The following is a 22,550-nucleotide window of genomic DNA, read 5'->3' as shown; positions in this document are numbered from 1 at the left end:
GAATATTGATAGGTATAAACCTTCCCATGTTGCTTTTGTTGACGGACTTGTTCCACCGAACCCCGTTTGATTTCGTTATGAATTGTTTGGGGCGCCCGTCCCAGTATTCGCGCAATGGCTCGGTTAGAATAGCCTTGTTTTTTCAACAATTCAATTTGGCCCCGTTCTTTGAACGATAAGTGTTTTGATTTGCGGTCAGATGTGGTAAAGTGAGTTTGCGTCATGTAAATTCATCCTTCTTATATTTTTGTGTCGTGACTTAAATATAACATGAATTTACATGGCTTTTATTATTTTTTAGCGGTGGCTAAGTTGATTATAAAATCCGCCTTGTAGATAAAAATATGAAAAAATTAAAGTTTGTGATGCTTTTAACGATAAGTTTATGATATTATTGTATAATGATAATACACTAATTTTATTATGAAATAACGCGATTATGATTGTGCTTGGGAGGTTGCTATGTTTTATTTCAGACACGATGGAGGAGAGATTTATCTTTGTAAAAAGAATAAGGATATTGAACAATGTATCCAGATCCAGCCACAAGAATTAAAAGAACTACAGAACTTAATTTAAGAAGAAATCCAAAAAACTTCAGCTGAAGATCTAACTTTTGAACAGCTGGATGCCCTTTATTGACGCGATATGGGTTTTGGCATGGATTATCCCGAAGAGTGATTTAGTCAAATTTTTTCTGGCGGCGACGCTTTTTTATTTTGCCTATTGATATTCTTTTCGACTTATTTCTGTTATCATGGGGTTATTATATAAGAGGGATGAAGAAGATGAAAAATTTATTATATTTAATCCTTGCTGCAGTCTTAGTCTATGTAATCTACAATTTATGGCAAGTTGATACGCCGGAATCCTTTGCCCTTAACGGTGGTATTCTTGCAATCTGTGTTATTGTCTATTATTTATTGTCACGTCGCCAAGAAGCTTCACGATGAACCTTCGGGAAGTGGCACATCCAAATCAGACTCAGGGTCCATGTGGTACGCTAAACCCATGATATACTGCCTATTGAGGTGAAGTTATGAATCTATGGCAAGCCATATTTAATAATTTTTTAAAGTTTGATTTTCTGATTTTTATACTTGCGATTTTAACGGTTTTCTTATATGTCCGTTGTCTAAAGCTTAGCCAGTCTTTGCAAAAGATTTTATTGCCGAAGGGAAATTTAGCCCAAGGCAAAAAAGGTGTTAAAAATCTCTTTGACCATTTTGATTATTATTTGAAGCAAGAGGGCGAGCAACGGATTATTGATCAACGTCAACGAATGAATCATCTTTATATTTTATTCTTGAATGTGACCGCGATTTTTCCTTTAATGGGTCTTTTAGGAACCGTAATTTCTTTAATTCCTATGGTAGGAACGAATGACACGGCTTTGTTTATGTTAGCTTTGACCTCTACATTCTGGGGAATTGTGTTTGCCATTATCTTTAAATTAGCCAATGGTCAACTTCAAGCCCTAGTCGAAGGAAATAATGAAGCCATTCAGACCTATTTATTAAGGAATGATCAATTGCTGAATGCTGGTCGACGAGAGCAGGTGGCGAGTGAATAGACATCAGATGTTGATTGATTTAACGCCATTACTCGATGTAATCCTGATTATTCTATTTATGGTCCTAGTTTCCAATCAATCCATGAACGCCCAAGAAGTCGAGAATTTGCAAGCACAGGTTTCGAGGTTGGAACAGAGTCAGTTGCCCCAAACTCCTTCGCAGAAAACTTGGCAAATTTCTTTCGCAGAAGACATTGATAAATTGAATTTGGTTTACCATCAGGTTCAGGGTCAGGAGGAGATTTATTTGATTACCGCGGCGGAGGAGCGACATGTCAAGCCTGCTTCAGAGGACTTAACTCAGTGGTTACAGCAAGAGCTGGACTTATTAGCCAACGATGTGGTGATGATTTCTTTTACTTATGATAATCATCAGATTTACTACCGTGATTATCGAAATTTAGTCGAAGCCATCAACAAATTAAATCAAATCCAAGACAAAAAAATTATTTATAGTGAATATCCTGAGGACGAATTTAGAAAGGATGAAGGTCATGGCCAATCAAGACAAGAAGTCGAGTAAGAAAGGTAAATTAGGAATTACTGCCTTAGCACTATTAGCCTTAGCAGGTTTAGGTATTTATCAAGGGACCGGTGGAGGGCTTTTACCAGGTTCTGGCTCATCAATTTCCCAATCAGATAATCAAGGTCAAGAAGGTGAACAAGAAACCAAAGTGGCTGAAGTTAAAGTAAAGGAAGATGAAATTTATTGGTCTGAACCCGGACAAACTGAAGAAAAGATAAGTCAGGATCAACTTCAAGAAAAACTTCAAGCAATGAAAGAGGGCTGGCAGATCCGTTTAATTGATAATAAAGCCATCAAGGCTAGCTTTGATCAGGTCAAGAAGGCTATCCAAGATAATAATATTGAAATCGTGGAGACAATCGAACAATAAAACAAATAATAACCGAACGAAGAGCTCGTTCGGTTATTAATCTTTACTCTGCTTTAGGTTGAATAATGATGGGTTCTTTGGTGACATGATTTAGGACTTGGCAGCCATCTTCTGTGACTAAAATCAGGTCTTCGATTCTAACCCCAATGTCATCGGGAAGATAGATACCTGGTTCGACAGAGAATATTTGGCCAGCTTTGATTAGATCGTGATTATATTGGCTGACATCGCCAGCTTCATGAGTTTCTTGGCCGATGAAATGACCTAGACGATGGGTAAAGTAGGCGCCATAGCCTGCTTGTTCAATCAGATTGCGGGCCGTTAAATCAATGTCAGCAAAGGAAACTCCTGGGCGAATCTGAGCAATAGCAGCTTCATTAGCTCTGCGGACAATGTCGTAGATTTCTAGATGTTCCTGGCTAGGTTGACCATAAAAGACCGTTCGCGTCATATCAGAAGCGTAACCTTGATAGAAGGCCCCAATATCAATGACGACTGCATCGCCTATTTCTGGTTGATCTTGGTTCGTCTCATGATGCGGATCAGCCCCATTTCCTCCATAAGCAATAATCGGTTCGAAGGAAAAGCCATCCATATTTAAATCTTGATAGATCTCTCTTAATTTATTGACCATGGTTAATTCACTAAAGCCATATTGAACTTGGTGAATAATGGCTTCCATGGCTTGGTCATTAAGTTCTGAGGCTTTGGCCATTAATTCTTGTTCATCGAGCGATTTAATCGCCCGTTGTTGATCTACTAAGACAGATCCATTTAGTGGATGTAATTCGGGATTAAGGGCTAGTAGTTCAAGAAGGAAATGGCTCGGCCAGTACTTGTCAATTCCAATCTTTAAGCCTGTCAGTTGTTCAACCAGTTTGGCTAGAATTGGCTCACCATCGCTATACCAAATGACTTCAATTTCAGATTGAAGGTCTTGTGGTTGAGGAAAGAGCCGATTCAGGTAAAGTTGGACTTGGCCTGCTGAACTTATATTTAATAAATAAAGTCGTTCACCAGGTTGATTGCGGTAACCTGTATAATAGTAGATACTTGCTGGATCACTAATCAAAAGGTTATCTAGCTGATTATCAGTCATTGACTGAATTAAGGACTGGATGCGATAGTCTTTCATAGATTCATCCCCTTTATTTTTCTTTATTGATTGAATTTCTGTACCCTAATTGAGTATTATAGGATTAGACTACACCAAATAATAAGGGATAACAAGGAGTATATTCATGAGATTGAGCTTAGAAAAAAAGCGGCAAATTATTCGAATTACGACCATTATCGGGATTATACTGACCATTATTGGTTTCTTTGTGGTTTCTCAGTCCACTTATTTCGACCCTGGTCAGGGCTTCGAGCAATTATTAAGACGATTAGGTTTTTTTGCTCCTTTTATCTTTGTCTTGGTCCAAATTAGCCAGATCATTTATCCGATTATTCCCATGGGGCTGACCAACGTCATTGGTTTTTTAATTTTTGGTACGTTTCTAGGTACGGTTCTGAATGTTATTGGCCTAATTACAGGTTCAGCGATTAATTTCTTTTTGGGCCGTCGTTTTGGTGGAACCATTGTACGAGCCTTTATTGATGATGAACAATATGATAAATATGTCGGTATGTTGAACCGAGGCAAGGCTTTTGATCGTTTAATTATGGTCGGTTTTATTGCTCCGATATTTCCTGATGATATATTCTGCATGATTGCTGGCATGTCTTCAATGCGCTTTGAACGTTTCATGAAATATGTCATTCTTTTTAGGCCTTTATCCATGTTTGTCTATACCTTTATGACCACGACGATGATCGAGTGGATTGATAAAATCTTTTTTGCTTAAGGAGGCAGGTCTTTGGCTAAAATTTTTATAGCTTTGGTGGGCTTTTATCAAAGATACATCTCGCCCTTATTTCCCCCAACGTGTCGTTATCAGCCGACCTGTTCGACTTATATGATTCAAGCCATCGAACGACATGGTGCGATTAAAGGCCTTCTCATGGGCTTGGGGCGGATTTCCCGGTGTCATCCTTTCCTCAAAGGCGGACAAGATCCTGTTCCTGATTACTTTACCTTAAGACGGAATAAGGCCTATCGAGACAAATAATTACTGATAGAATAAGTCAAGAGTGATATAATACAAGCGTTGAAGGAGGCGGTGGTTAATTTGCAATTGTGGTTTGAACAATTTATTAATAATAAGCCGATTGTTCAAATATTGGACATTCTAATCGTTTGGTATTTGATTTATAAATTATTGATGTATGCCCGCGGAACCCAAGTCATGAACTTACTCAAGGGTGTCGGGATTTTTATTGCGGCTAAGTTTATTAGTTCGGTGGCCGGTCTGCAGACCATTGATTGGATTTTGGGTCAGATCTTGGCTTGGGGAGTCGTGGCTGCGATTATTCTCTTCCAACCGGAATTACGGCGAGCCTTGCAAATGATTGGCCAAAGTTTATTTAGAAATCGCAAAACCAGCAAGAACCCAAACGAGACTCTGATTGAGAATCTTGAACAATCTTTAAAATATATGTCTAAGCGAAAGATTGGTGCTTTAATTTCAATTGAAGGGAAAGAACCTTTATCAGAATTTATTGAAACGGGAATCCGCCTCGATTCGGAAATAAGTTTTCAATTATTAATTAATATATTTGTGCCAAATACGCCCTTACATGATGGTGCAGTGATTATTCGAAATTATAAAATAGCCTCCGCCTCATGTTATTTACCTCTGTCTGAGAGTAGTTTAATTCCTAAAGAATTAGGGACCCGGCATCGGGCAGCGATTGGTTTGTCTGAAGTAACGGATGCTTTAACGCTGATTGTTTCGGAAGAAACCGGAGATATCAGTTTGGTCAAGCATGAAGTTCTCCACCGGGGAGTGAAGGCGGACGAACTCCATAACCTTCTCGTGAAATACCTAATGGTTGAAGCAGAGCAGAAAGAGGATACGAAAGATTCTCTCGTCGGCTTCAAAGAGTATTTTTTAGAGAATCTTAAACAGTGGGGTGATCGCAATGAATAAGAAGACCTTTAATAATGTTTGGTTTATTCGTTTAATATCTCTACTCTTTTCGATTTTTCTTTATATTTTTGTTTCTTCAGAGAATGCCGTCCCACTAAGAAGTATTAAGAATCAGGAATTTGCCAGTGTAAATATCACTGAGACCATCTCAAATGTCCCGGTATATCTAGGTAAGACAGATGGGGAAACCTTTGTCTCAGGGGTCCCTGAAACGGTTGATGTGAGATTGACTGGGCCTAAAAGTATTATTAACCAGGTAAGTAGCGAGACTTTACGGGTGGAGACCGAAGACTTGACGGATATGCCGACTGGTTCGAAATCCATTCGATATTTGGTTATGGACCTCCCTGACGAGATAGATTATCAAGTAACCCCATCTCGAACCATTGTACAAATTTCACGGCGGGAATCTGTTAAGAAGACGATTGAATATGAGGTAGATCCTCAAGCCATTGAAGAGGGTTATCAAGTAAGTCAAGTCAACTTGAAGCCTTATGAAGTGACTTTAACCGGGACTGACAAGATTATTAAGGAGATTGACCGGGTCTTTATCAACATTACTTCGCAAGATAAACAAAGTAAAAACTTTACCGGAACTTATGCGATCAAGATTGTCGATAAGAATGGAAACCTTCTCGATGTGAATGCGAATATTATGGATATTAAGGCAGAAGTTGTTGTTGAACCGGTTGTTGGCGATGTGAGTTTAAATATTGTTCCTCAGGGGGAACATCATGAAAATTTTACTTATACCTATGAGTTTGTTGACCAGAATACGGTAAGCATTCAAGGGGCTTCTGATATCCAATCGCTCGATGTCATCGTCGATTTTTTTTCTTTGACCTCGAGTCAAACAGTGATTGGCAGGGTCAATTTACCAGAGGGTGTTGAACTTGTAGGTAATTCAGAGATTAAAGTTCATGTAAGCTTACACGCCTTAGAAGCAGACACTCAGACGGATTCAGAAGATCAAACTGCTAGTCAGGAAAGTGATAGTAGTGAAGAATCCGACCAAGACCATCAAGCTACTGATTCACAAACAACTGAACAGACGAACGAATAAAATAAGCAAGGAGTAATAATATGGGTAAATATTTTGGAACCGATGGAGTACGGGGCGTTGCTAATCAAGAGCTAACCCCAGAATTAGCTTTTAAATTAGGACGGTATGGGGGCTATGTATTAATGCAACATCATGCAGAACATGCCCACCCTCGTGTATTGGTTGCCCGTGATACTAGAATTTCAGGGCAGGTGCTTGAATCAGCCTTAATTTCTGGCTTGCTTTCAGTGGGTATCGAAGTCATGCAATTGGGTGTCATTTCAACACCAGCAGTAGCCTATCTCACTAAAACTCAAGGAGTAGCTGCTGGGGTCATGATTTCAGCCTCTCATAATCCAGTTCAAGATAATGGTATTAAATTCTTTGGCAGTGATGGCTTTAAACTTTCTGATGAGCAAGAATTAGAAATTGAAGCTTTGATTGACCAGGAAGAGGATACATTACCGCGGCCATCGGATGAAGGTTTAGGAACGGTGGATGAATTCCCTGAAGGCCTTATCAAGTATGTTCAATACCTGCAGACAACAATCTCTTCAGATCTCTCAGGAATATCTGTCTGTGTTGACGCTGCTAACGGAGCAACTTCTCCCTTGGTAAATCAACTTTTTGCTGATTTAGAGACCGATTTCTATACGATGGGCGATCGTCCGAATGGCTTGAATATTAATGATCAAGTAGGCTCTACCCATCCTGAACAATTACAGGCCATGGTAGTGGAGAAACAAGCCATGGTAGGGGTAGCCTTCGATGGGGATGGTGACCGGGTGATTGCCGTTGATGAGAAGGGAAATATCGTCGATGGTGATAAGATTATGTATATTTGTGGGAAACATCTCTATAACAAAGGACTTTTATCCAATAACACCATTGTATCAACCGTCATGTCTAATTTAGGCTTCAAAAAAGCTGTCGAAGCTGAAGGCATGCAGACGGTTCAAACCAAGGTGGGAGATCGGTATGTGGTGGAGGAGATGCGGGCTCATAATTACAACTTGGGCGGGGAACAGTCCGGACATATTGTCTTCCTGAACCATAATACTACCGGTGATGGCTTACTTACCGCCATCCAATTGTTGGCAGTTATGAAAGAAACCGGTAAAGCTTTGTCAGAATTAGCTAAAGAAGTCACGATTTATCCACAAAAATTAGTCAATGTGAAAGTTTCCGACAAGCATACGGTGATGGATGAACCTGAAGTTAAAGCAGCCATTGAAAAGCTAGAAAAAGAGATGGCGGGCGATGGTCGAATTTTGGTTCGTCCAAGTGGAACTGAACCTCTATTAAGGGTCATGGCTGAAGCCTCTACTGATGAGAAAGTTGACTATTATGTCAATACAATTGCTGACGTTATTCGTCGAATTAGAGGTATTGATTAAGCTAAATAAAGACCGGGCTGAATTGGCTCGGTCTTTCGTTTATAAGGAGAATGGAATGAAAGAGAGTAAAAGACAACAGGCTTTGACCTGGTTGGCAGGCCACCCAGTGTCTTGGCAATGTTTGCATTGTGACCAACCACTTCAGTTACTAGGCCAAAGATTAACTTGTAACAATGGTCATAGCTTTGACCTTAGCCGGCAAGGATATGTCAACCTTGCCAAAAATAATCACCCTAGTCAATATGATCAAACCTTGTTTAATTTAAGGCGGCGGATTATTCTGGAGAGTCCTTTTTATCAAGCGCTTCATCAAGCCTTGCTAACTATTATTAAAGAAAGACCTGTTACGCATCTATTAGATGCGGGCTGTGGAGAGGGCAGCCATTTATATCGTTTGAGCCAGTTTTTGGAACCGACCCTAAGTTTGATTGGAGTCGATTTAGCCAAGGAAGGCATCCAGTTAGCTACTGACTTTAACCAAAGTCAGTTCTCGGTCGTAGCAGATTTAGCCCAATTACCTTTTCAAGAAAACTCGTTTGACCTGGTTCTGTCAATCTTGTCTCCTGCTAATTATGAAGAATTTAATCGGGTCCTTAAAACTACAGGGCGGCTGATTAAAGTAATTCCCAATACGCGCTATTTAATTGAATTAAGATCAGCCATTGCTAATCTATTAGAGCAAGCAGAAGTAGAATATTCAAATGAAGACGTTGAGCAAGTATTTCGTCATCATTACATTAAGGTAGAAGATCACGATGTGTATCAAAAGCTAGCGCTTTCCGAAGATCAGCGGCGCCAATTGATTCATATGACGCCTTTAACTTGGCGACTCACAACAAAGCAGAAGGAAGAACTTTTTAATCAATTACCCACTACTATTAGCTTAGACCTGAGGGTATTGGTTGCAGAAAAAGTCAATTTCCTCGGGTAACATTAAATGCCCAGCTTGGCTCTGGGCTAATTTTTTTACTTTTAGTGGAGTCATACCAAATTTCTTTCTAAAGATACTGGTAAAATGACAGGCATTATGGAAACCGTATGCTTGTCTTAAACTTTCAAGATTACTATCAGGGTAGTTGCAGAGCTGATAATATATCTGATTTAAACGCAGATGTTGGATGTAAGCCATTGGCGATATATCTAATTCAGCCTTAAAGCGGGCAGAGAAGCGTGAGCTTGAGAGTTTGACCTGTTGAGCCAGGTCTGTCAGTTTAAGTGGCTGAGTCAAATGACAATGGATATAGTTCAGGGCTTCTTGAATAGCTGGAGTATAATTCTGTACTGGAGTTAAATTATGAGTTAGATTGAAAAGATAATTAATGAGTAAAGTTTGGATAGCTTGAAAACTCTCTGGATAGTGCGGATTATTTTTGGAAATTTGTTGGAGGAGTAGATAACAGTGACTGACAAAGTCATTTGGACATTCTGTTAAGAATAGGCCACTCTTTTGATTGGCGAATGGTTGATGCTTTATTGGAGCAGCGAGTGAGAAGAGAATACAAGTGAGTTTGGGACTTTGACTGGTAATCATAAATTCTAAATTAGCCGGGACAAAAGCTAACATAGAATGCTTTAATCGATTGGTGTCATAAACCGTGCTAATATGGCCGGTTCCTTCCTCGATATAAATTAGATGAGGAAAGTGTTGATAAATCTTGCCAGTCTTATGGCAAGCACTTAGTTGATAACGATGAAAGAGTTGGGGACTTTGTGCGATCATAATTTCCTCCGCAGTTGATTATTCTGTCTTCATTATAGCAAGAATCTCTTGATATATTTAAAATACGGCAAAAGATTCAATTATCTTTTTGAAATAATTTATCCTATGTTACAATAAGGCAGATGAAGTCAGAGAAGGAGCGAGTAAGGTGATTAAAGCGGTTTTGTTTGATAAAGATGGTACTTTAATAGAGTTAGGCAACACATGGGATAAGCCAACGATTGGGATGATGCGTGACTTATTTAGTGAATCTGATTTAAGTCAGGATGAGCAAGATCAGCTAGCCTTTGCGATGGGCATTAAAGAAGATTGGTCTGGAATTAAGGCCAATTCTATCTTTGCCGCCGGATCCATCTATGACCAAGCCGCCTATTTGGAGCCTTATCTCTCCTGGAGTATTCCTGAAATCGAAGATCGGATGGAAGCATCCTATCTAAAATATTTACAGGAAGAAGAAGTCATGGCTCGTTTAACGCCAGGGTCAGCGGAAGCTTTAGAATCCTTAAAAGACGATTATGTTATCGGCTTAATTACGAATGATAATTATGTTTTCGCTCGGCAAATGTTAGAAAATTTAGGTGTCTTAAGCTATTTTGATTTTATTGGTTGTGCTGATCAATATGGTCCTAAACCCAATCCACGTGCTCTCCATGAGATTGCAAAGCAATATAATATTGAATTGAGTGAAATGGTTTATGTTGGTGATTCAGCTTTAGATATGACCTACGCTAAACCCTTAGCTGCGGCCATCGGCTATTTAGAGAATGAAGAGAGCCACCTGCATTTGACAGAGGCTGATTATTTATTAGATCATATGTCAGACTTACCTCAAATCCTTGAGCAGATTAATCAGAAGGGAGTAGAAGGATAGATGTATACACTGATTGGCTATAAACCTTGTTCAACCTGCCGAGCTATTGAGAAAAACTTAAAAAATCTAGACCTACCCTATCAATATCGAGAAATTACTGAGGATGTTCCTAGTGGCAAAGAGTTATGGCAATGGTATCAAGCTTCGGGCGAAAGCTCGATTAAGAGAATAATGAATACTTCGGGAACTTTATATCGCGAATTAAATATGAAGTCACAATTGGCTGGGCGATCGGAGCAAGAACAATTAGAATTAATCGCTCAAGATGGCATGTTAATCAAGCGACCGATATTGTTAACACCATCTGGTCAAGTTTATATAGGTAAGAAAGTAGCCGAATTCCTTGAGGAAATGAGACAGGGAGAGGAGTCATCATCATGAATAAAGCATTAGCGATATTAGCCATCGTATTAATGAGCACCAATCTAGGGCCATGGGTCCAGGCTGAGGGCCAAGGACCTGAGAATCTTTCCCCCATTGAAACGATCGAGTGGGAGACTGATGCTACAGAATCTTCTTCAACCAGTTCGGAATCCGTAGAGACGACTGCTGAACCAGTAAGCTCCGAGGAAGCAGCTACTGAATATAGTAGTGAGAGCTCATTGCCAGCTGATTTACCACAGGTAAGCCAAGCTCAAGATTTACTTAAAGTACTACAAGACCAGACGGTCAATAAGACGGCCCAATATTATTTGGTCAATTTCAATCAAGGGCAAGTGGAATTGAATTTAGCGGCCATTATGCCTATGGGAGATTTTGCTTATTTGACGCTACAGAAGCCACCCTATATTCCATCGACATTACTGGTTAAATTAGCTGAACAAGAAGTCGATCAAGCCTATATCCCGCTTGATTCGTTGATTACTTATGTTACCGATGCGATTAATAACTATCCTGAAATATATCAAGATTCACCAGTGATGGATTTCTATGTTTATGCCCAAGAGCATTATGCTGACTTAGAAAGCAAACTCTTAGAGATTCAGGCGGAAGACTATGGCCTGAACGCCAACTATCAAGAAATCCAAGAGATTCAAGAGTTTCTGATGACGGTGCTGGCCGAATTTATGGATCAACATGGCGAGCAATTAAGCTATGAAAAAGATCAGGGCGCCGATATTCTAACTTTAGAGGGAGATTTATCAACTTACTTTACAGAGATTGCAGTCAAGCATTTAATGGATTATCCAGATTTAATGGAGAAATTCAGCTTCTTAGGTGAAGGAACTGTTGGAACATTGAGTTTTAATTATGATAAATATCAAATTGGCATGGGCTTATTAGTCAACCTAGCTGAAGACCGGACTCAGGCGCTCGAATTCTACCTACAACCGGGACAGGCCGACTTTGCTTTGCCAACTGAAGACAATGTATATACTGAGCAAGAATTGAACGACTTAGTTGGTTTCGAAGTCCTGAAAGGTATTCGTCAATTCGAAGACCAAGTTAGCTTAGATCAATTTAATATAGAAGGAGAGAGTCATGAAAATTAGAGAATCTCTGCAACCCCTGAAACAAGTTTGGTCTGATCGGGTCAAAGGATCATGGTGGAAATCGATTGTTATCATTATCTCGTATCTGCTTTTGCGGATTAAATTCGAGACAATGGCTTTAAATAAAGGGATTGAATTATCAGGCGATCAGGTGGTCTTGACTGATTTACAAGATCCAATGAAAGTCATGTATTATATGGGGCAATCAGGTTGGTATTATCATCTGAGTACTTTTGCCTTGCTGGCCTTTTTGTTTTTGATGCTTTATCTGTTTAAATTTAAAATTTTTGATTTGAAGCAGATTAAAGTGCCCTTACTTGGCTGGACAGTGTTGACCTTTATTGCCTTCTTTGCATTGGGTATGGTCTTCTCAGTGGCCGTGTCTTACTTCGCTCCAGATTATCAAGCGCCGATGAATCAACAAGCCGTAGAAGCTTTGGTTAAAGAAATGAGTGGTTTGGGTGTCTTTCTGAATATTGTAATCATGACGCCGATTACTGAGGAAATCTTGTTAAGAGGTTTGGTAATGAAGTACCTCTTTCCACTCATGCCTATCGTGGGGGCGCTAGTTTCTGCCGTGGTCTTTGCCATGTTGCATATGCCAGCCAATATTATTGATTTCTTCCTTTACTTTATTCTATCAGCGGGTCTAACCTATGTTTATTGGCGGACACGGAAGATTGAATACCCAATTCTTTATCATATGATTCAAAACTTCTTAGGCTTTTTACAATTTTAAGATTTAAGGAAAGGGAATTATTACAGCATGTTTTTTGATCTGGAAGTCGTCAGTCCACGTATTAAGCGTATTAAGATGCCTTATGTTTGTGCGTATTATCTAGAGGGAGATCAAGCTGGTCTGTTAATTGATACAGGCTGGGGGTATGGTAATCTTAAAACTTTCGTTGATCAGTTAGCTAACAAACCTTATCAAGTCGTTCTGTCTCATGGACATTGCGATCACGGTGGTGGAGCCAATCAATTCGATCAGGTTTATTTAGCTGAAGCAGATCTTGAGCTTGAGGAATATTCATGTTCTCTACCTGTCCGGCAAAAGATATTCAGTCAGGTTGTCTCTGATGAAAGGAATGTGTTCGATGCTTCAATTTGGCAAGCCCAACGCCAAGCACCTTTTCGTACACTTTACCCTGGCCAAGTCTTTGACTTAGGAGGCTTAACGGTGACGGTAGAAGCTTTACCAGGCCACACCTTAGGTAGTATGGCTTTTTGGCTGGAACAAGAACAAACCTTAATTACTTGTGACGCCTGCGCGCAAACGACTTATCTAAATTTACCTTCATCAGCATCTGTCTATGAATTGTGGGCATCTGGACGGGAGTTACAAGTGAAGTATCCAAATATGGGACAAATCTTAACCTCCCATCCTCCCTATAGCGGACCAGGACAAATGCTTGGAGCTATGGTTGAGCTGGCGGACAAAATCCTCCATGATCAAGATGATCGTTTATTATTAAAAATGCGGATGGAAGGTCAAGCATATGCGGCTATCAACAAAAAGTTAAGCCCAGAGCCGCCCATGGCCAATATTGTGTATAGTATGAATAAAGTGAAAGAAAGTATCGAACAAGTCAGCTAAGGGGGCTGGCTTTTTTTCTTGGAAATAGAGTCTGACAAGATCTGGAATTTAATTTAGGGTTTGATGGTCGACAATTTGTTGTAAGTTTCAGATATATATTGCATTTGCTAAAGGTGTAACTGTTTTAGTAGGAAGATTCTAGCTAAATCCTTTGAAATTGGATACAATAAATAGTATTAGGAGAATAAAGGAGGCCATATCGTGACCGATAAAGAGAAATATATTTATGATAATCAAAAACCGGCTTATGATGCCATCCGCATTGACGACAATCAAGATATTCAGATTACTCCGGTTGGCAATGCTATCTTAGAGAAACCCAAAAAGGTAATTCCAGAATATCATGCCCGTTTAAAAAGTCGGATTGTCGAGGTGCCAAAGGAGATTTATCAAGCCAGTGGCATTAAAATTCTCGGTCATCGGATAAAATCTCTTCTATTTACCACCGATGTTGCCTTGATTAAGAATACTGATGCTCAATCGATAATTGCTGTCTATCCTTTTACCCCACAAATTACGATTATGCAGTCCATAATCAATGTAGCTTCGGTCCCTGTCTTCTTAGGTGTAGGTGGGGGAACCACCACCGGTGATCGTAGCGTTCACTTGGCTTTCCATGCCGAACAATTAGGGGCTTATGGGGTAGTGGTTAATGCGCCAATGAAGAATGAAGTGATTGCCAAAATTAGCCAAACGATAGATATTCCGGTCGTAGCCACCATCTCGAGTCGTAAGGATGACTTTATGGGCAAATGCCGAGCGGGGGCAGATATTTTCAATGTTTCAGCAGCTAAGGATACAGCCAATGTCGTGTGTGAAATTCGGAAACAATTGGGGCCAAATTTCCCGATTATTGCCACCGGCGGTCCAACGCCAGAATTGATTAGTCAAACCATCGAAGCTGGGGCCAATGCGATTACTTACACCCCACCTTCAAGTGCGGATATCTTTGCTAAAATAATGGAAGATTACCGTCATCAATAGCAAAGAATAGTATCAGTGGAAAGGAGATTATGATGAAATCCCCAGAGAGACGGCAAATAATAGAACGGGCGATCCTAATTGGTCTCCTTTTTCTGATTCAGATTATTTGGTTTTTTGTGATCTTCGCCAATATTATTAATTATTCGGTATGGATTAATGTTATTTTTACCATTATTTCCTTCATCTTGATTCTTTATCTGATTCGTAAGAATGAAAGTCCAGCTTATCGCATGGGTTGGATTAGTTTGATGGCGATGTTTCCTCTATTAGGTGGTTTACTCTATCTTTTAATTGGTAACAAACGGCCAACTCGACGAATGAAGCGACGATTAAATGAGCATCGGCCTCTTTTTCAACAAGAGTTACAAACTTTGCCCCATCAACCCGCCCAAGCGGCTTTAGCAGAACGCGACTTACGAGTTGCTAGCTTAAGTCATTATATCTATCAATTTGAATCTTATCCTTTATATCGTGATACCCAGGTTGAATACTTTGCCAACGGGGAATCGATGATGAATCAGTTGATTCAAGATTTAAAAGCAGCGAAGTCATATATTTTCTTAGAATTCTTTATTGTTGAATTTGGTCAGATGTTTGATCAAATCTTTGAAGTTTTAAAGGAGAAAGTGGGTCAGGGTGTTGAAGTTCGTCTAATTTATGATGACTTTGGTTGTATTGCTCGTTTGCCCGAAGATTTTGATCGTCAGTGCGAAGCGGTAGGGATTAAAGCGATTAAGTTTAATCCGGTGCATCCAGTGATTTCGATGGTCTATAATACTCGAGACCATCGTAAGTATATCATTATTGATGGACTGTTGGCTTATACAGGTGGACTAAATATTGCAGATGAATACATTAATGTTAAGCAGCGTTTCGGTTATTGGAAAGATAATATGATTCGATTGAATGGTCCGGCTTCCTGGTCATTGAGCCATCTCTTTCTAGAAATGTGGAATGGATTCTATCCAGAAAAGGATATGGATTTGGCGCTTTATCGTCCTCAGTTGCTTGAACAAACGAATCCAGAAGAACAGAATTTGCCTGATTCAACAAGTTTTGTCCAACCTTTTGGTGATTCTCCATTAGATAACGAAGCGGTGGGAGAGAATGTTTATCGGCAATTACTGGATATGGCTATTGAATCAGTCTACATTTATACACCTTATTTGATTATCTCTTATGAAATGCAGACCGCCTTAGAATTGGCAGCCAAACGTGGTGTCGATGTTCGAATTGTTACTCCAGGTATTCCGGATAAACCCGTAGTCTATCGAATGACACGGTCCTTCTATCGTCCACTTCTAGAAGCGGGTGTGCGGATTTATGAATTTACTCCTGGATTCCTCCATGCAAAGACCTTTATTGTCGATGGTAAGGTAGCATGTGTTGGAACGATTAATTTGGACTATCGGTCCCTATATCTACACTTTGAGACCGGCACCTTGTTATATTATCACCCAGTGATTGAGCAGATTAGTGAAGATTTCTTCCAAGTGCTCGATGTTTCTCGAGAACGGGTACTTAATGACTTAAATCAAAGCTTTTTTGGTGAGATTGTCGACTCGCTCCTCCGGCTCTTTGCGCCGTTTGTCTAGCTAAAGCTGACCTCGTATAATATAATTAATTTGACAACCAGTTTATAAAGGAGGAAGCCAGTATGAAATGGGAAGATATGCGCAAAAGTAAAAATATCAATGATAAAAGGGGCCAATCGAGTAATTTCCCAGGTGGATTCGGCGGTTCTCAAGGATCAGGAGGGATGGGTTTAGGCCGTCTCTTACAACTGCTTTTATTCTTGCCAGGGAAAAGTAAGTGGATTGTTTTACTTTTACTTGCTTTTATGTTCTTTGGTGGGGGCGGATTATTGGGAAATATCTTCAACCCAACTAGTGACAATTCAATTACCTATGATCAAGAGCAAACTCAGACCCAACCATCGAATTCATCAAATCAGTCCGATCAGGCTGTCACCGATGAAGGTTATGCATTTATGTCGGCTATCTTAGGCAGTACCGAAGATTTCTGGAGTCAGGAATTCGAACGTCACAACTCAACTTATAATATGCCGCAGATGGTTCTGTATAGCCAATCGATTCAGACTGGGGGCTGCGGATTTGGCTCGGCTCAGGCAGGTCCTTTCTATTGTCCAGGTGATGAGAAGATTTATATTGACTTAAGCTTTATGAACGAATTACAAAATCGTTATCATGCTCCCGGTGATTTCGCCATGGCCTATGTGATTGCCCACGAGGTTGGCCATCATATTCAAAAGGAATTGGGGATCATGGATCAATACACTCAGGCCCATGCCAAGATGAATAAAACACAAGCAAATAAACTCAATGTGCGATTGGAATTGCAAGCGGATTATTTTGCCGGGGTCTGGGCGAAGTATGCTCAAGACCAAGGCGTCTTAGAAGTTGGCGATATTGATGAAGCGTTGCAAGCTGCTTTTGCCGTCGGTGATGATACCTTACAAAAAGAGAGTTATGGAACGGTGATTCCAGATTCATTCACTCACGGTTCAGCTCAGCAACGTCAAGCGTGGTTTAAGCACGGTTTGCAATACGGAGATATCGAGCATGGGGATACATTCAATCAAACACTTCCCAACGAATAGCCCCAAGATGAATGAGGGATCTTAGGATTCATCTAGTAAAATTTTTTTATAAAGATAAGTAGGGATAAATATGGAAAAAGCGCATGCAAATCAATGGGACGTTTTAAAGTTAAGCAGAGAAGAACCACTAACTTTATCGGCGCCCTTACCCAAAAGTAAATCTTTCAGTCAGCTTTTGCGCTTAAACATCGAACAAATGCATCACTATCTTGAAGAGGCTATCCTAGAGAATCCTTTTGTCGAGATGGAATATCATCTAGATCAATTTGCACAATCCTTGTCTAAGCCTAATAAGACAGAACAGGATATGTCTGAACTTACCGATGATGAGCGTGAAGAGTTACCACCGACGCCACTTGATGAACTACAAAAAACGGATCCAAATTATCATATCGATACACAGAGTCTGGAGACTTATTTATTTGAACAAATTATGATGTATCGGCAGACTTCAATTCGTGATTTGATGGTTCAGTTCGTCGAATTATTAGATGAACGGGGTTACTTACCCTATTCAGCAGAAGAACTGGCTGATAAACTGCAGACCGATCCGATTGTTGCTTTAGATGCGCTCACTCTGTTTAAACTATTAGAACCTGCTGGCATTGGCGCCTTTAATTTACAAGAAGCCCTGATGCTTCAGACAGAACGCGATGATGCGGCCCCGGCCGTGGCCTATTATTTATTGGAGAATTATTTTGAAGCTCTAATTAACCATCATTATGATTTTATTCAAGAGGATAGTAATTTTACTGAGTCTGAAATTCAGGAAGCGATAGAATATTACCAAACTTTGACCTATTATCCGGCAGATATCTTCGAGAAGGTTGAACAGGTTCATATTATTCCTGACGTCAAGGTTGATGATGAAAAACCAAAAGACTTAACCATTCGCTATCAACGACAATTTGCGCCGCGTATATATTTTAATCGCGAATATTTTGAAGAGATGAGTCAGCGACAAGATGCGGAACTTACTCAATATTTAAAAGAACAAGTCAAAGATTTCAATGATTTAGCTCGTCAAATTCGTCTGCGTGAGGAACTCTTTATGAAGATGGTCTATCACCTGGTTAGAAACCAAGAAGAATTTTTTTCTGGAGCAAGTTCACAAATTAAACCTTTAACTCTGCGGGAATTGAGTCAAGTTAGCGAGATTCCTGAATCTTATTTGAGTCATTTAATCGTTCATAAACATTTGAGTTTTAAGCAAGAGATTTTTGTTTTGACTGATTTTATTAATTTAAATCGTCGGCGTAGTCGGACCGGCTTTACCGCCTATGAAATCAAACAAAAAATTCTACAAATTATTGCTGAGCAAGATCCCGAGGTAAGTAATACCGAACTCGTTGATTTATTGGCTGATCGGGGCTTTATTATCAGTCCTAAAATAGTGGCAAACTACCGTAAATTAATGCATTAATTAAAGACTGATTTTGAAATGTTCAAAGACCTTGTACTATGACAAAAGATTTTATTTTGACTAATCATCCTCAAATAAAATATTATAGAACACAAAAACAGCTACAAAACTGGTTCAATAAGTTTTGTAGCTGTTATTGGATTCAATAGGTGAAAAACACCGAAGCAACAAATTTCTTGCATAACTTATGAAAAGATGAAATCTTCAAGCTAATTCTTCATGGTTTCGTTGTAGAATAGTGGATTAAGACTGTTGGTCAGATGCATGGGTGTAAGTGTCTTGTTAGACTGGTCGTAATAAGCAATCATAATCAGATGGTTGCCGAGTTGGGCTAAGGCTTCGTTAAGTACGAGTATGTCGTTATTGGCTTTTATTTTTTCGGCTTCTTGATAGGTAAAAGGCAAGACAATTCGTGCAACATAGACAGTCTCTCCCGCCACTTGCATTTCAACCGATTCAACGTTAGCCTTTAAGGCTTTCAAACTATCGTTATTTTTAAATGAGTCTTGAAGTCGTTTAATATCTTGTCGATCTATTTTAGTTTGACTCATCTTCTTTTCTTCTTCGGTATAAACCTCTTGATAATACTGGTCCATGGCCTTTCTGAGTTCAGAGATGGAGATGCCAGCATCTAAACTGGCGACCGGGTAGGGGCTGTTTGCATCAATTTTCTCTTGGAAGGGTTGACCTTTGGTATCGGTAGCTTGGTTACTGGTTTCTTGCATCTGTTCATCGGTAACGGTCGGCGAATCTGGCACTTCATTTTTGGGTTTGAGGAAATAGCCACTTACGAGATAGATGATTGCAATTAGGGCCAAGATCACTAGAATTAGACCTAGACTTTGTTTTTTTGTCTTCATGTGTTCCTCCTTGTGTTCAACAAATTTTGCTCATCGTGTGTTAGTCATTATATACTATGTAGGAATAATATGCCAAATTCATCAGCTAGGCAAACAAAGCTAGTTGTTTCTCTTAATGAGGCTTGCTATAATGGCTTTATTATTTTTTAAAGGGGTGAGAGGGTGCAAGATTTATTTCATTGGTTGAAACTCATGATTAAGTTAGGTCTGATGGTCATACTTTGTGTGATTGCTGTGATTATTTTAATCAATCTGTTTGTCATCCTGGTCACCAAGGCCAATATGTCTAGCGAATTTAGTCAAATGGATACAAAGTATCAATCAGCTGAGGTTCCTGTTCTAGTTCTAGGCGCGGGTGTGATTGATAATGAACGGCCGAGTGATATTTTAAAAGCGCGTTTAGATCAGGCGCTAGAAGTTTATCAACAAGCCCCTGATAAAATATTTATTATGACTGGAGATCATCGAGAAGATAATTATAATGAAGTTGCGGTTATGAAGAAATATTTGGTCAGCCAGGGTATTCCTAGCCAACAGATATACTTAGATCATGCGGGATATTCAACCTATGATAGCATTTACCGCTTAAAGAAGATTATTCATGTCGACCGAGTGATTATTATTAGTCAGGGCTATCATTTGCCTCGAGCGCTGATGTTAGCTGAGCATTTGAAGATAGATAGCGTCGGTTTGCCGGCAGCTGAAATTGATTCGACACGAGCCCATAGAGAATTTCGCGAAATCTTTGCTCGGCTCAAAGATTTTGCGGTTTGTTATCTGGCTTATCAACCTGAAACCCCTGAAATTCACTACGCCTTTAGCTTAAATTATTCTGGTGATGATACAGATTCAAAGTCTCAACTAAATCAGCCAGATTAATCTGTTATTTGTTTTTGGTTATTACTCTAAATTTTGTTAGACGATAAATATAAATTTCAGCTTGATATTATTTGTTAGGATGTTAAACTATAACAAGCGATAAGGACTTTTAATGAAATCCGGGAGATTTCAAAAGACAGAATATTTTAAGCCCTTGTTCGTTATTCTTTCGGGAGTATAAAATAAGGGCTTTTTGTGTGCTTTTAAATCCATCTAGCCCTAGAAAAGAGGATATGATGATACAAAAAACACGGATGATTTATGAAACCTATGAGAAGCCACCTTTTTCTAAGGGAATTTTATTAAGTTTTCAACATGTTTTTGCCATGTTTGGAGCGACGATTCTAGTACCTTTAATCCTGGGGCTTTCTGTTTCGACTGCCTTATTAGCCAGCGGGATTGGAACCCTGGTATTTTTAACCGTAACCCAATTTAAGATGCCAGTGTATTTGGGATCGTCTTTTGCTTATATCTCAGCGATGGCGATTGCTAAGGAACAACTGGGTGGCGATATCTCGGCCGCACAAACTGGAATCATGTTAGTGGGTCTAGTTTATATGGCTGTGGCGGGGATTATTGCTATTTCAGGCAGTGAATGGTTGACCAAATTATTGCCACCTATTGTCATTGGTCCCATGATTATTGTGATTGGTTTGGGCTTAGCCGGGTCAGCAGTCACTAATGCTGGTTTTGTCGAAAATACGAATTGGCGCGAAGTCGTTGCCGCTTTAGTGACTTTTATGACTGCTGCGCTGATTAATGTTCGAGGTCGAGGATTTATTAAAGTAATTCCGTTCTTAATTGCCATTATTGTTGGGTACATTGTTGCTGTCTTTTTAGGGATTGTTGATTTCGAACCGGTGCTTCAAGCAGACTGGGTCAGTCTACCGGATTTCTCTCTCCCATTCGCCACGTCTTTTGCCAAAGGACCACAATATCATCTTTACTTTGGGCCCGAAGCTCTAGCGATTATTCCGATTGCATTTGTGACGATTGCTGAACACATGGGTGATGTCATGGTTTTAAGTGAGATTACCGACCATAAATTTATGGAAGAACCAGGGATTCATCGGTCAATTTTTGGTGATGGTTTAGCCAGTTTGATTTCTGCTTTTATTGGCGGTCCAGCAAATACAACCTACGGAGAGAATACCGGGGTGGTCGGATTAACTCGAACAGCTAGTGTTTCTGTAATTCGCAATGCGGCGATAATTGCCATTGCGCTAAGTTTCTTAGGTAAATTTACTGCCATGATTTCTACGATTCCTGCTTCAGTCTTAGGGGGCATGTCCATTTTACTTTATGGGGTCATTGCGTCCAATGGGCTAAAAGTCTTGATTAAGGATCAAACCGACTTTAATAATCCGCGCAATTTAATTATTGCCTCTGCCATGCTGGTGATAGGTTTAGGGGGAGCAGTGCTAGAATTAGGTACAGCCTTGGTTCTATCTGGAACCGCCTTGAGTGCTTTAGTCGGTGTGATTTTAAATTTGATATTACCTGAAGGGACTCCGACTCAAGATTGAGGTTAATGAATTGAATATCTACTATAATAAGGTCAATGATTCATTTCATTGATCTTTTTTCGGCAGTGTCAAATTTCTTGTGTAACCTTCTCATGAAGATTGTAAACACTTATTCAATTTATGAATGTTCCTTCAACCTCGCATTGTCGATATGTTTTATAACCCCCTACTATGAATTCAGTCGCTATCCATATAAAACATATCGACAATGCGAGGGAATCAACCATAGGGCGCTAGGGGCTACTATTAAGAAGCTTGCGTGTCCATGGCTGTTTGGGTTAAACACGCTTGATAGACGGGTAAATTTTGCTCAAGCAAGGACATGAGCTCATAGTGAACTTTGCCGAATCCTTTATGAATGCGTTGACCAAATTTTGTATTATATTCTGCGACATAACAATAGATCGTCTTTTCTAAAGAAGCATCGTGAGGAAATTGTTCTTTTACTTTCGTAATGCGTTTGATTTGCTTGTTAATCGCTTCCGATAGATTGTTAGTATACAAGGAGGCCCAAATCGCCTTCGGGAAATGCATAAACGAAAATAAGTTATGTTTTAGTTTTAATTGTTGAATCAGCTTAGGATATGTTTTTTCCCAGAGGTGTATAAATTGATTTAAGCGCTCGGTCGCTTCTGCG

26 protein-coding genes are annotated in these 22,550 nt (G+C 39.7%); 21 read left to right on the top strand and 5 right to left on the bottom strand.

Features of this window, described 5'->3' with window-relative positions:
- A partial coding sequence (locus tag BMX34_RS08600) for a helix-turn-helix domain-containing protein (protein WP_143440754.1) occupies positions 1-224 on the bottom strand: 224 nt, incomplete at its 3' end.
- A 564-nt stretch (positions 225-788) separates the two neighbouring features.
- Between BMX34_RS08600 and BMX34_RS09775 the strand changes: the two genes are divergently transcribed.
- The 4 genes from BMX34_RS09775 to BMX34_RS08585 all read left to right on the top strand — a co-directional run bounded on the left by BMX34_RS09775 (position 789) and on the right by BMX34_RS08585 (position 2,469).
- Entirely contained in the window at positions 789-953 is a 165-nt protein-coding gene (locus tag BMX34_RS09775) for a hypothetical protein (protein ID WP_159428907.1), read from the top strand.
- A gap of 86 nt (positions 954-1,039) precedes the next feature.
- Complete coding sequence (locus tag BMX34_RS08595; protein WP_092572622.1) at positions 1,040-1,573, top strand: MotA/TolQ/ExbB proton channel family protein; 534 nt, start codon at positions 1,040-1,042, stop codon at positions 1,571-1,573.
- Positions 1,566-2,096, top strand: a complete 531-nt coding sequence (locus BMX34_RS08590; RefSeq protein ID WP_143440753.1) for a hypothetical protein — start codon at positions 1,566-1,568, stop codon at positions 2,094-2,096. Before BMX34_RS08595 ends, BMX34_RS08590 begins: the two co-directional genes overlap by 8 nt.
- A complete protein-coding gene (locus BMX34_RS08585) occupies positions 2,068-2,469 on the top strand; it encodes a hypothetical protein (protein ID WP_092572620.1) in 402 nt (133 codons plus the stop codon). The genes BMX34_RS08590 and BMX34_RS08585 overlap by 29 nt, the downstream gene beginning before the upstream one ends.
- A 43-nt stretch (positions 2,470-2,512) precedes the next feature.
- Here the strand turns inward: BMX34_RS08585 and BMX34_RS08580 are convergent, their stop codons facing one another.
- Positions 2,513-3,604, bottom strand: a complete 1,092-nt coding sequence (locus BMX34_RS08580) for a M24 family metallopeptidase (protein ID WP_092572619.1) — start codon at positions 3,602-3,604, stop codon at positions 2,513-2,515.
- A gap of 106 nt (positions 3,605-3,710) precedes the next feature.
- On the opposite strand from BMX34_RS08580, the gene BMX34_RS08575 reads away from it, so the two are divergent.
- The 6 genes from BMX34_RS08575 to BMX34_RS08550 are packed head-to-tail and all read left to right on the top strand — an operon-like array spanning position 3,711 to position 8,871.
- A complete protein-coding gene (locus tag BMX34_RS08575; RefSeq protein ID WP_092572618.1) occupies positions 3,711-4,316 on the top strand; it encodes a TVP38/TMEM64 family protein in 606 nt (201 codons plus the stop codon).
- A gap of 12 nt (positions 4,317-4,328) precedes the next feature.
- Entirely contained in the window at positions 4,329-4,580 is a 252-nt protein-coding gene (yidD, locus tag BMX34_RS08570) for a membrane protein insertion efficiency factor YidD (RefSeq protein WP_092572617.1), read from the top strand.
- Positions 4,581-4,631: 51 nt separating this feature from the next.
- Entirely contained in the window at positions 4,632-5,501 is an 870-nt protein-coding gene (gene cdaA, locus BMX34_RS08565) for a diadenylate cyclase CdaA (protein WP_273478618.1), read from the top strand.
- On the top strand, positions 5,494-6,564 hold the full coding sequence (locus BMX34_RS08560) for a CdaR family protein (protein ID WP_092572615.1): 1,071 nt from the start codon (positions 5,494-5,496) through the stop codon (positions 6,562-6,564). Before cdaA ends, BMX34_RS08560 begins: the two co-directional genes overlap by 8 nt.
- Positions 6,565-6,584: 20 nt before the next feature.
- Entirely contained in the window at positions 6,585-7,940 is a 1,356-nt protein-coding gene (gene glmM / locus BMX34_RS08555; protein WP_092572614.1) for a phosphoglucosamine mutase, read from the top strand.
- Positions 7,891-8,871: a methyltransferase domain-containing protein gene (locus BMX34_RS08550; RefSeq protein WP_234971711.1), complete on the top strand. Its 981-nt coding sequence runs from the start codon at positions 7,891-7,893 to the stop codon at positions 8,869-8,871. Before glmM ends, BMX34_RS08550 begins: the two co-directional genes overlap by 50 nt.
- Here BMX34_RS08550 and BMX34_RS08545 read toward each other — a convergent pair.
- A complete protein-coding gene (locus tag BMX34_RS08545) occupies positions 8,824-9,660 on the bottom strand; it encodes an AraC family transcriptional regulator (protein ID WP_092572612.1) in 837 nt (278 codons plus the stop codon). The two genes, BMX34_RS08550 and BMX34_RS08545, sit on opposite strands and share 48 nt — an antisense overlap.
- Positions 9,661-9,808: 148 nt before the next feature.
- Here BMX34_RS08545 and BMX34_RS08540 point away from each other — a divergent pair, with 148 nt between their 5' ends.
- The 9 genes from BMX34_RS08540 (at position 9,809) to BMX34_RS08500 (ending at position 18,648) form a co-directional block, all read left to right on the top strand.
- Entirely contained in the window at positions 9,809-10,531 is a 723-nt protein-coding gene (locus tag BMX34_RS08540; protein WP_159428905.1) for an HAD family hydrolase, read from the top strand.
- Positions 10,532-10,912, top strand: coding sequence for a Spx/MgsR family RNA polymerase-binding regulatory protein (locus BMX34_RS08535; RefSeq protein WP_092572610.1), 381 nt, complete (start codon positions 10,532-10,534; stop codon positions 10,910-10,912).
- Positions 10,909-12,024 (top strand): hypothetical protein, encoded by a 1,116-nt coding sequence (locus BMX34_RS08530; protein WP_092572609.1) that lies wholly within the window; start codon positions 10,909-10,911, stop codon positions 12,022-12,024. Before BMX34_RS08535 ends, BMX34_RS08530 begins: the two co-directional genes overlap by 4 nt.
- Positions 12,014-12,763 carry a CPBP family intramembrane glutamic endopeptidase gene (locus BMX34_RS08525; protein ID WP_092572608.1) on the top strand — a complete coding sequence of 250 codons (750 nt, stop codon included), beginning with the start codon at positions 12,014-12,016 and terminating at the stop codon, positions 12,761-12,763. The genes BMX34_RS08530 and BMX34_RS08525 overlap by 11 nt, the downstream gene beginning before the upstream one ends.
- A gap of 27 nt (positions 12,764-12,790) precedes the next feature.
- A complete protein-coding gene (locus tag BMX34_RS08520; protein WP_092572607.1) occupies positions 12,791-13,621 on the top strand; it encodes an MBL fold metallo-hydrolase in 831 nt (276 codons plus the stop codon).
- Positions 13,622-13,927: 306 nt separating this feature from the next.
- Positions 13,928-14,605, top strand: a complete 678-nt coding sequence (locus tag BMX34_RS08515) for a hydrolase (protein WP_092572623.1) — start codon at positions 13,928-13,930, stop codon at positions 14,603-14,605.
- Positions 14,606-14,637: 32 nt separating this feature from the next.
- Entirely contained in the window at positions 14,638-16,200 is a 1,563-nt protein-coding gene (cls, locus tag BMX34_RS08510; RefSeq protein WP_234971710.1) for a cardiolipin synthase, read from the top strand.
- Between the two features lie 62 nt (positions 16,201-16,262).
- Positions 16,263-17,225 (top strand): KPN_02809 family neutral zinc metallopeptidase, encoded by a 963-nt coding sequence (gene ypfJ / locus BMX34_RS08505; protein WP_092572605.1) that lies wholly within the window; start codon positions 16,263-16,265, stop codon positions 17,223-17,225.
- Between the two features lie 70 nt (positions 17,226-17,295).
- Positions 17,296-18,648 carry an RNA polymerase factor sigma-54 gene (locus BMX34_RS08500; RefSeq protein WP_092572604.1) on the top strand — a complete coding sequence of 451 codons (1,353 nt, stop codon included), beginning with the start codon at positions 17,296-17,298 and terminating at the stop codon, positions 18,646-18,648.
- 209 nt (positions 18,649-18,857) lie between these two features.
- Here the strand turns inward: BMX34_RS08500 and BMX34_RS08495 are convergent, their stop codons facing one another.
- Positions 18,858-19,508, bottom strand: coding sequence for a hypothetical protein (locus BMX34_RS08495; RefSeq protein ID WP_092572603.1), 651 nt, complete (start codon positions 19,506-19,508; stop codon positions 18,858-18,860).
- 162 nt (positions 19,509-19,670) lie between these two features.
- Here BMX34_RS08495 and BMX34_RS08490 point away from each other — a divergent pair, with 162 nt between their 5' ends.
- Together BMX34_RS08490 and BMX34_RS08485 are read left to right on the top strand one after the other, a co-directional pair.
- A complete protein-coding gene (locus BMX34_RS08490) occupies positions 19,671-20,387 on the top strand; it encodes a SanA/YdcF family protein (RefSeq protein WP_092572602.1) in 717 nt (238 codons plus the stop codon).
- A gap of 236 nt (positions 20,388-20,623) precedes the next feature.
- Positions 20,624-21,913, top strand: a complete 1,290-nt coding sequence (locus BMX34_RS08485; RefSeq protein WP_092572601.1) for a uracil-xanthine permease family protein — start codon at positions 20,624-20,626, stop codon at positions 21,911-21,913.
- Positions 21,914-22,159: 246 nt separating this feature from the next.
- Here the strand turns inward: BMX34_RS08485 and BMX34_RS08480 are convergent.
- Positions 22,160-22,550, bottom strand: a 391-nt coding sequence (locus BMX34_RS08480; protein WP_200793437.1) for a transposase, incomplete at its 5' end; no start/stop codon positions are given.

Origin of the sequence: Ignavigranum ruoffiae (genome assembly GCF_900110675.1) — a bacterium.
Taxonomy (GTDB): domain Bacteria; phylum Bacillota; class Bacilli; order Lactobacillales; family Aerococcaceae; genus Ignavigranum; species Ignavigranum ruoffiae.
The sequence above is the reverse complement of the archived record's forward strand: the minus strand, read 5'-3'. Positions and strand labels throughout refer to the sequence as shown.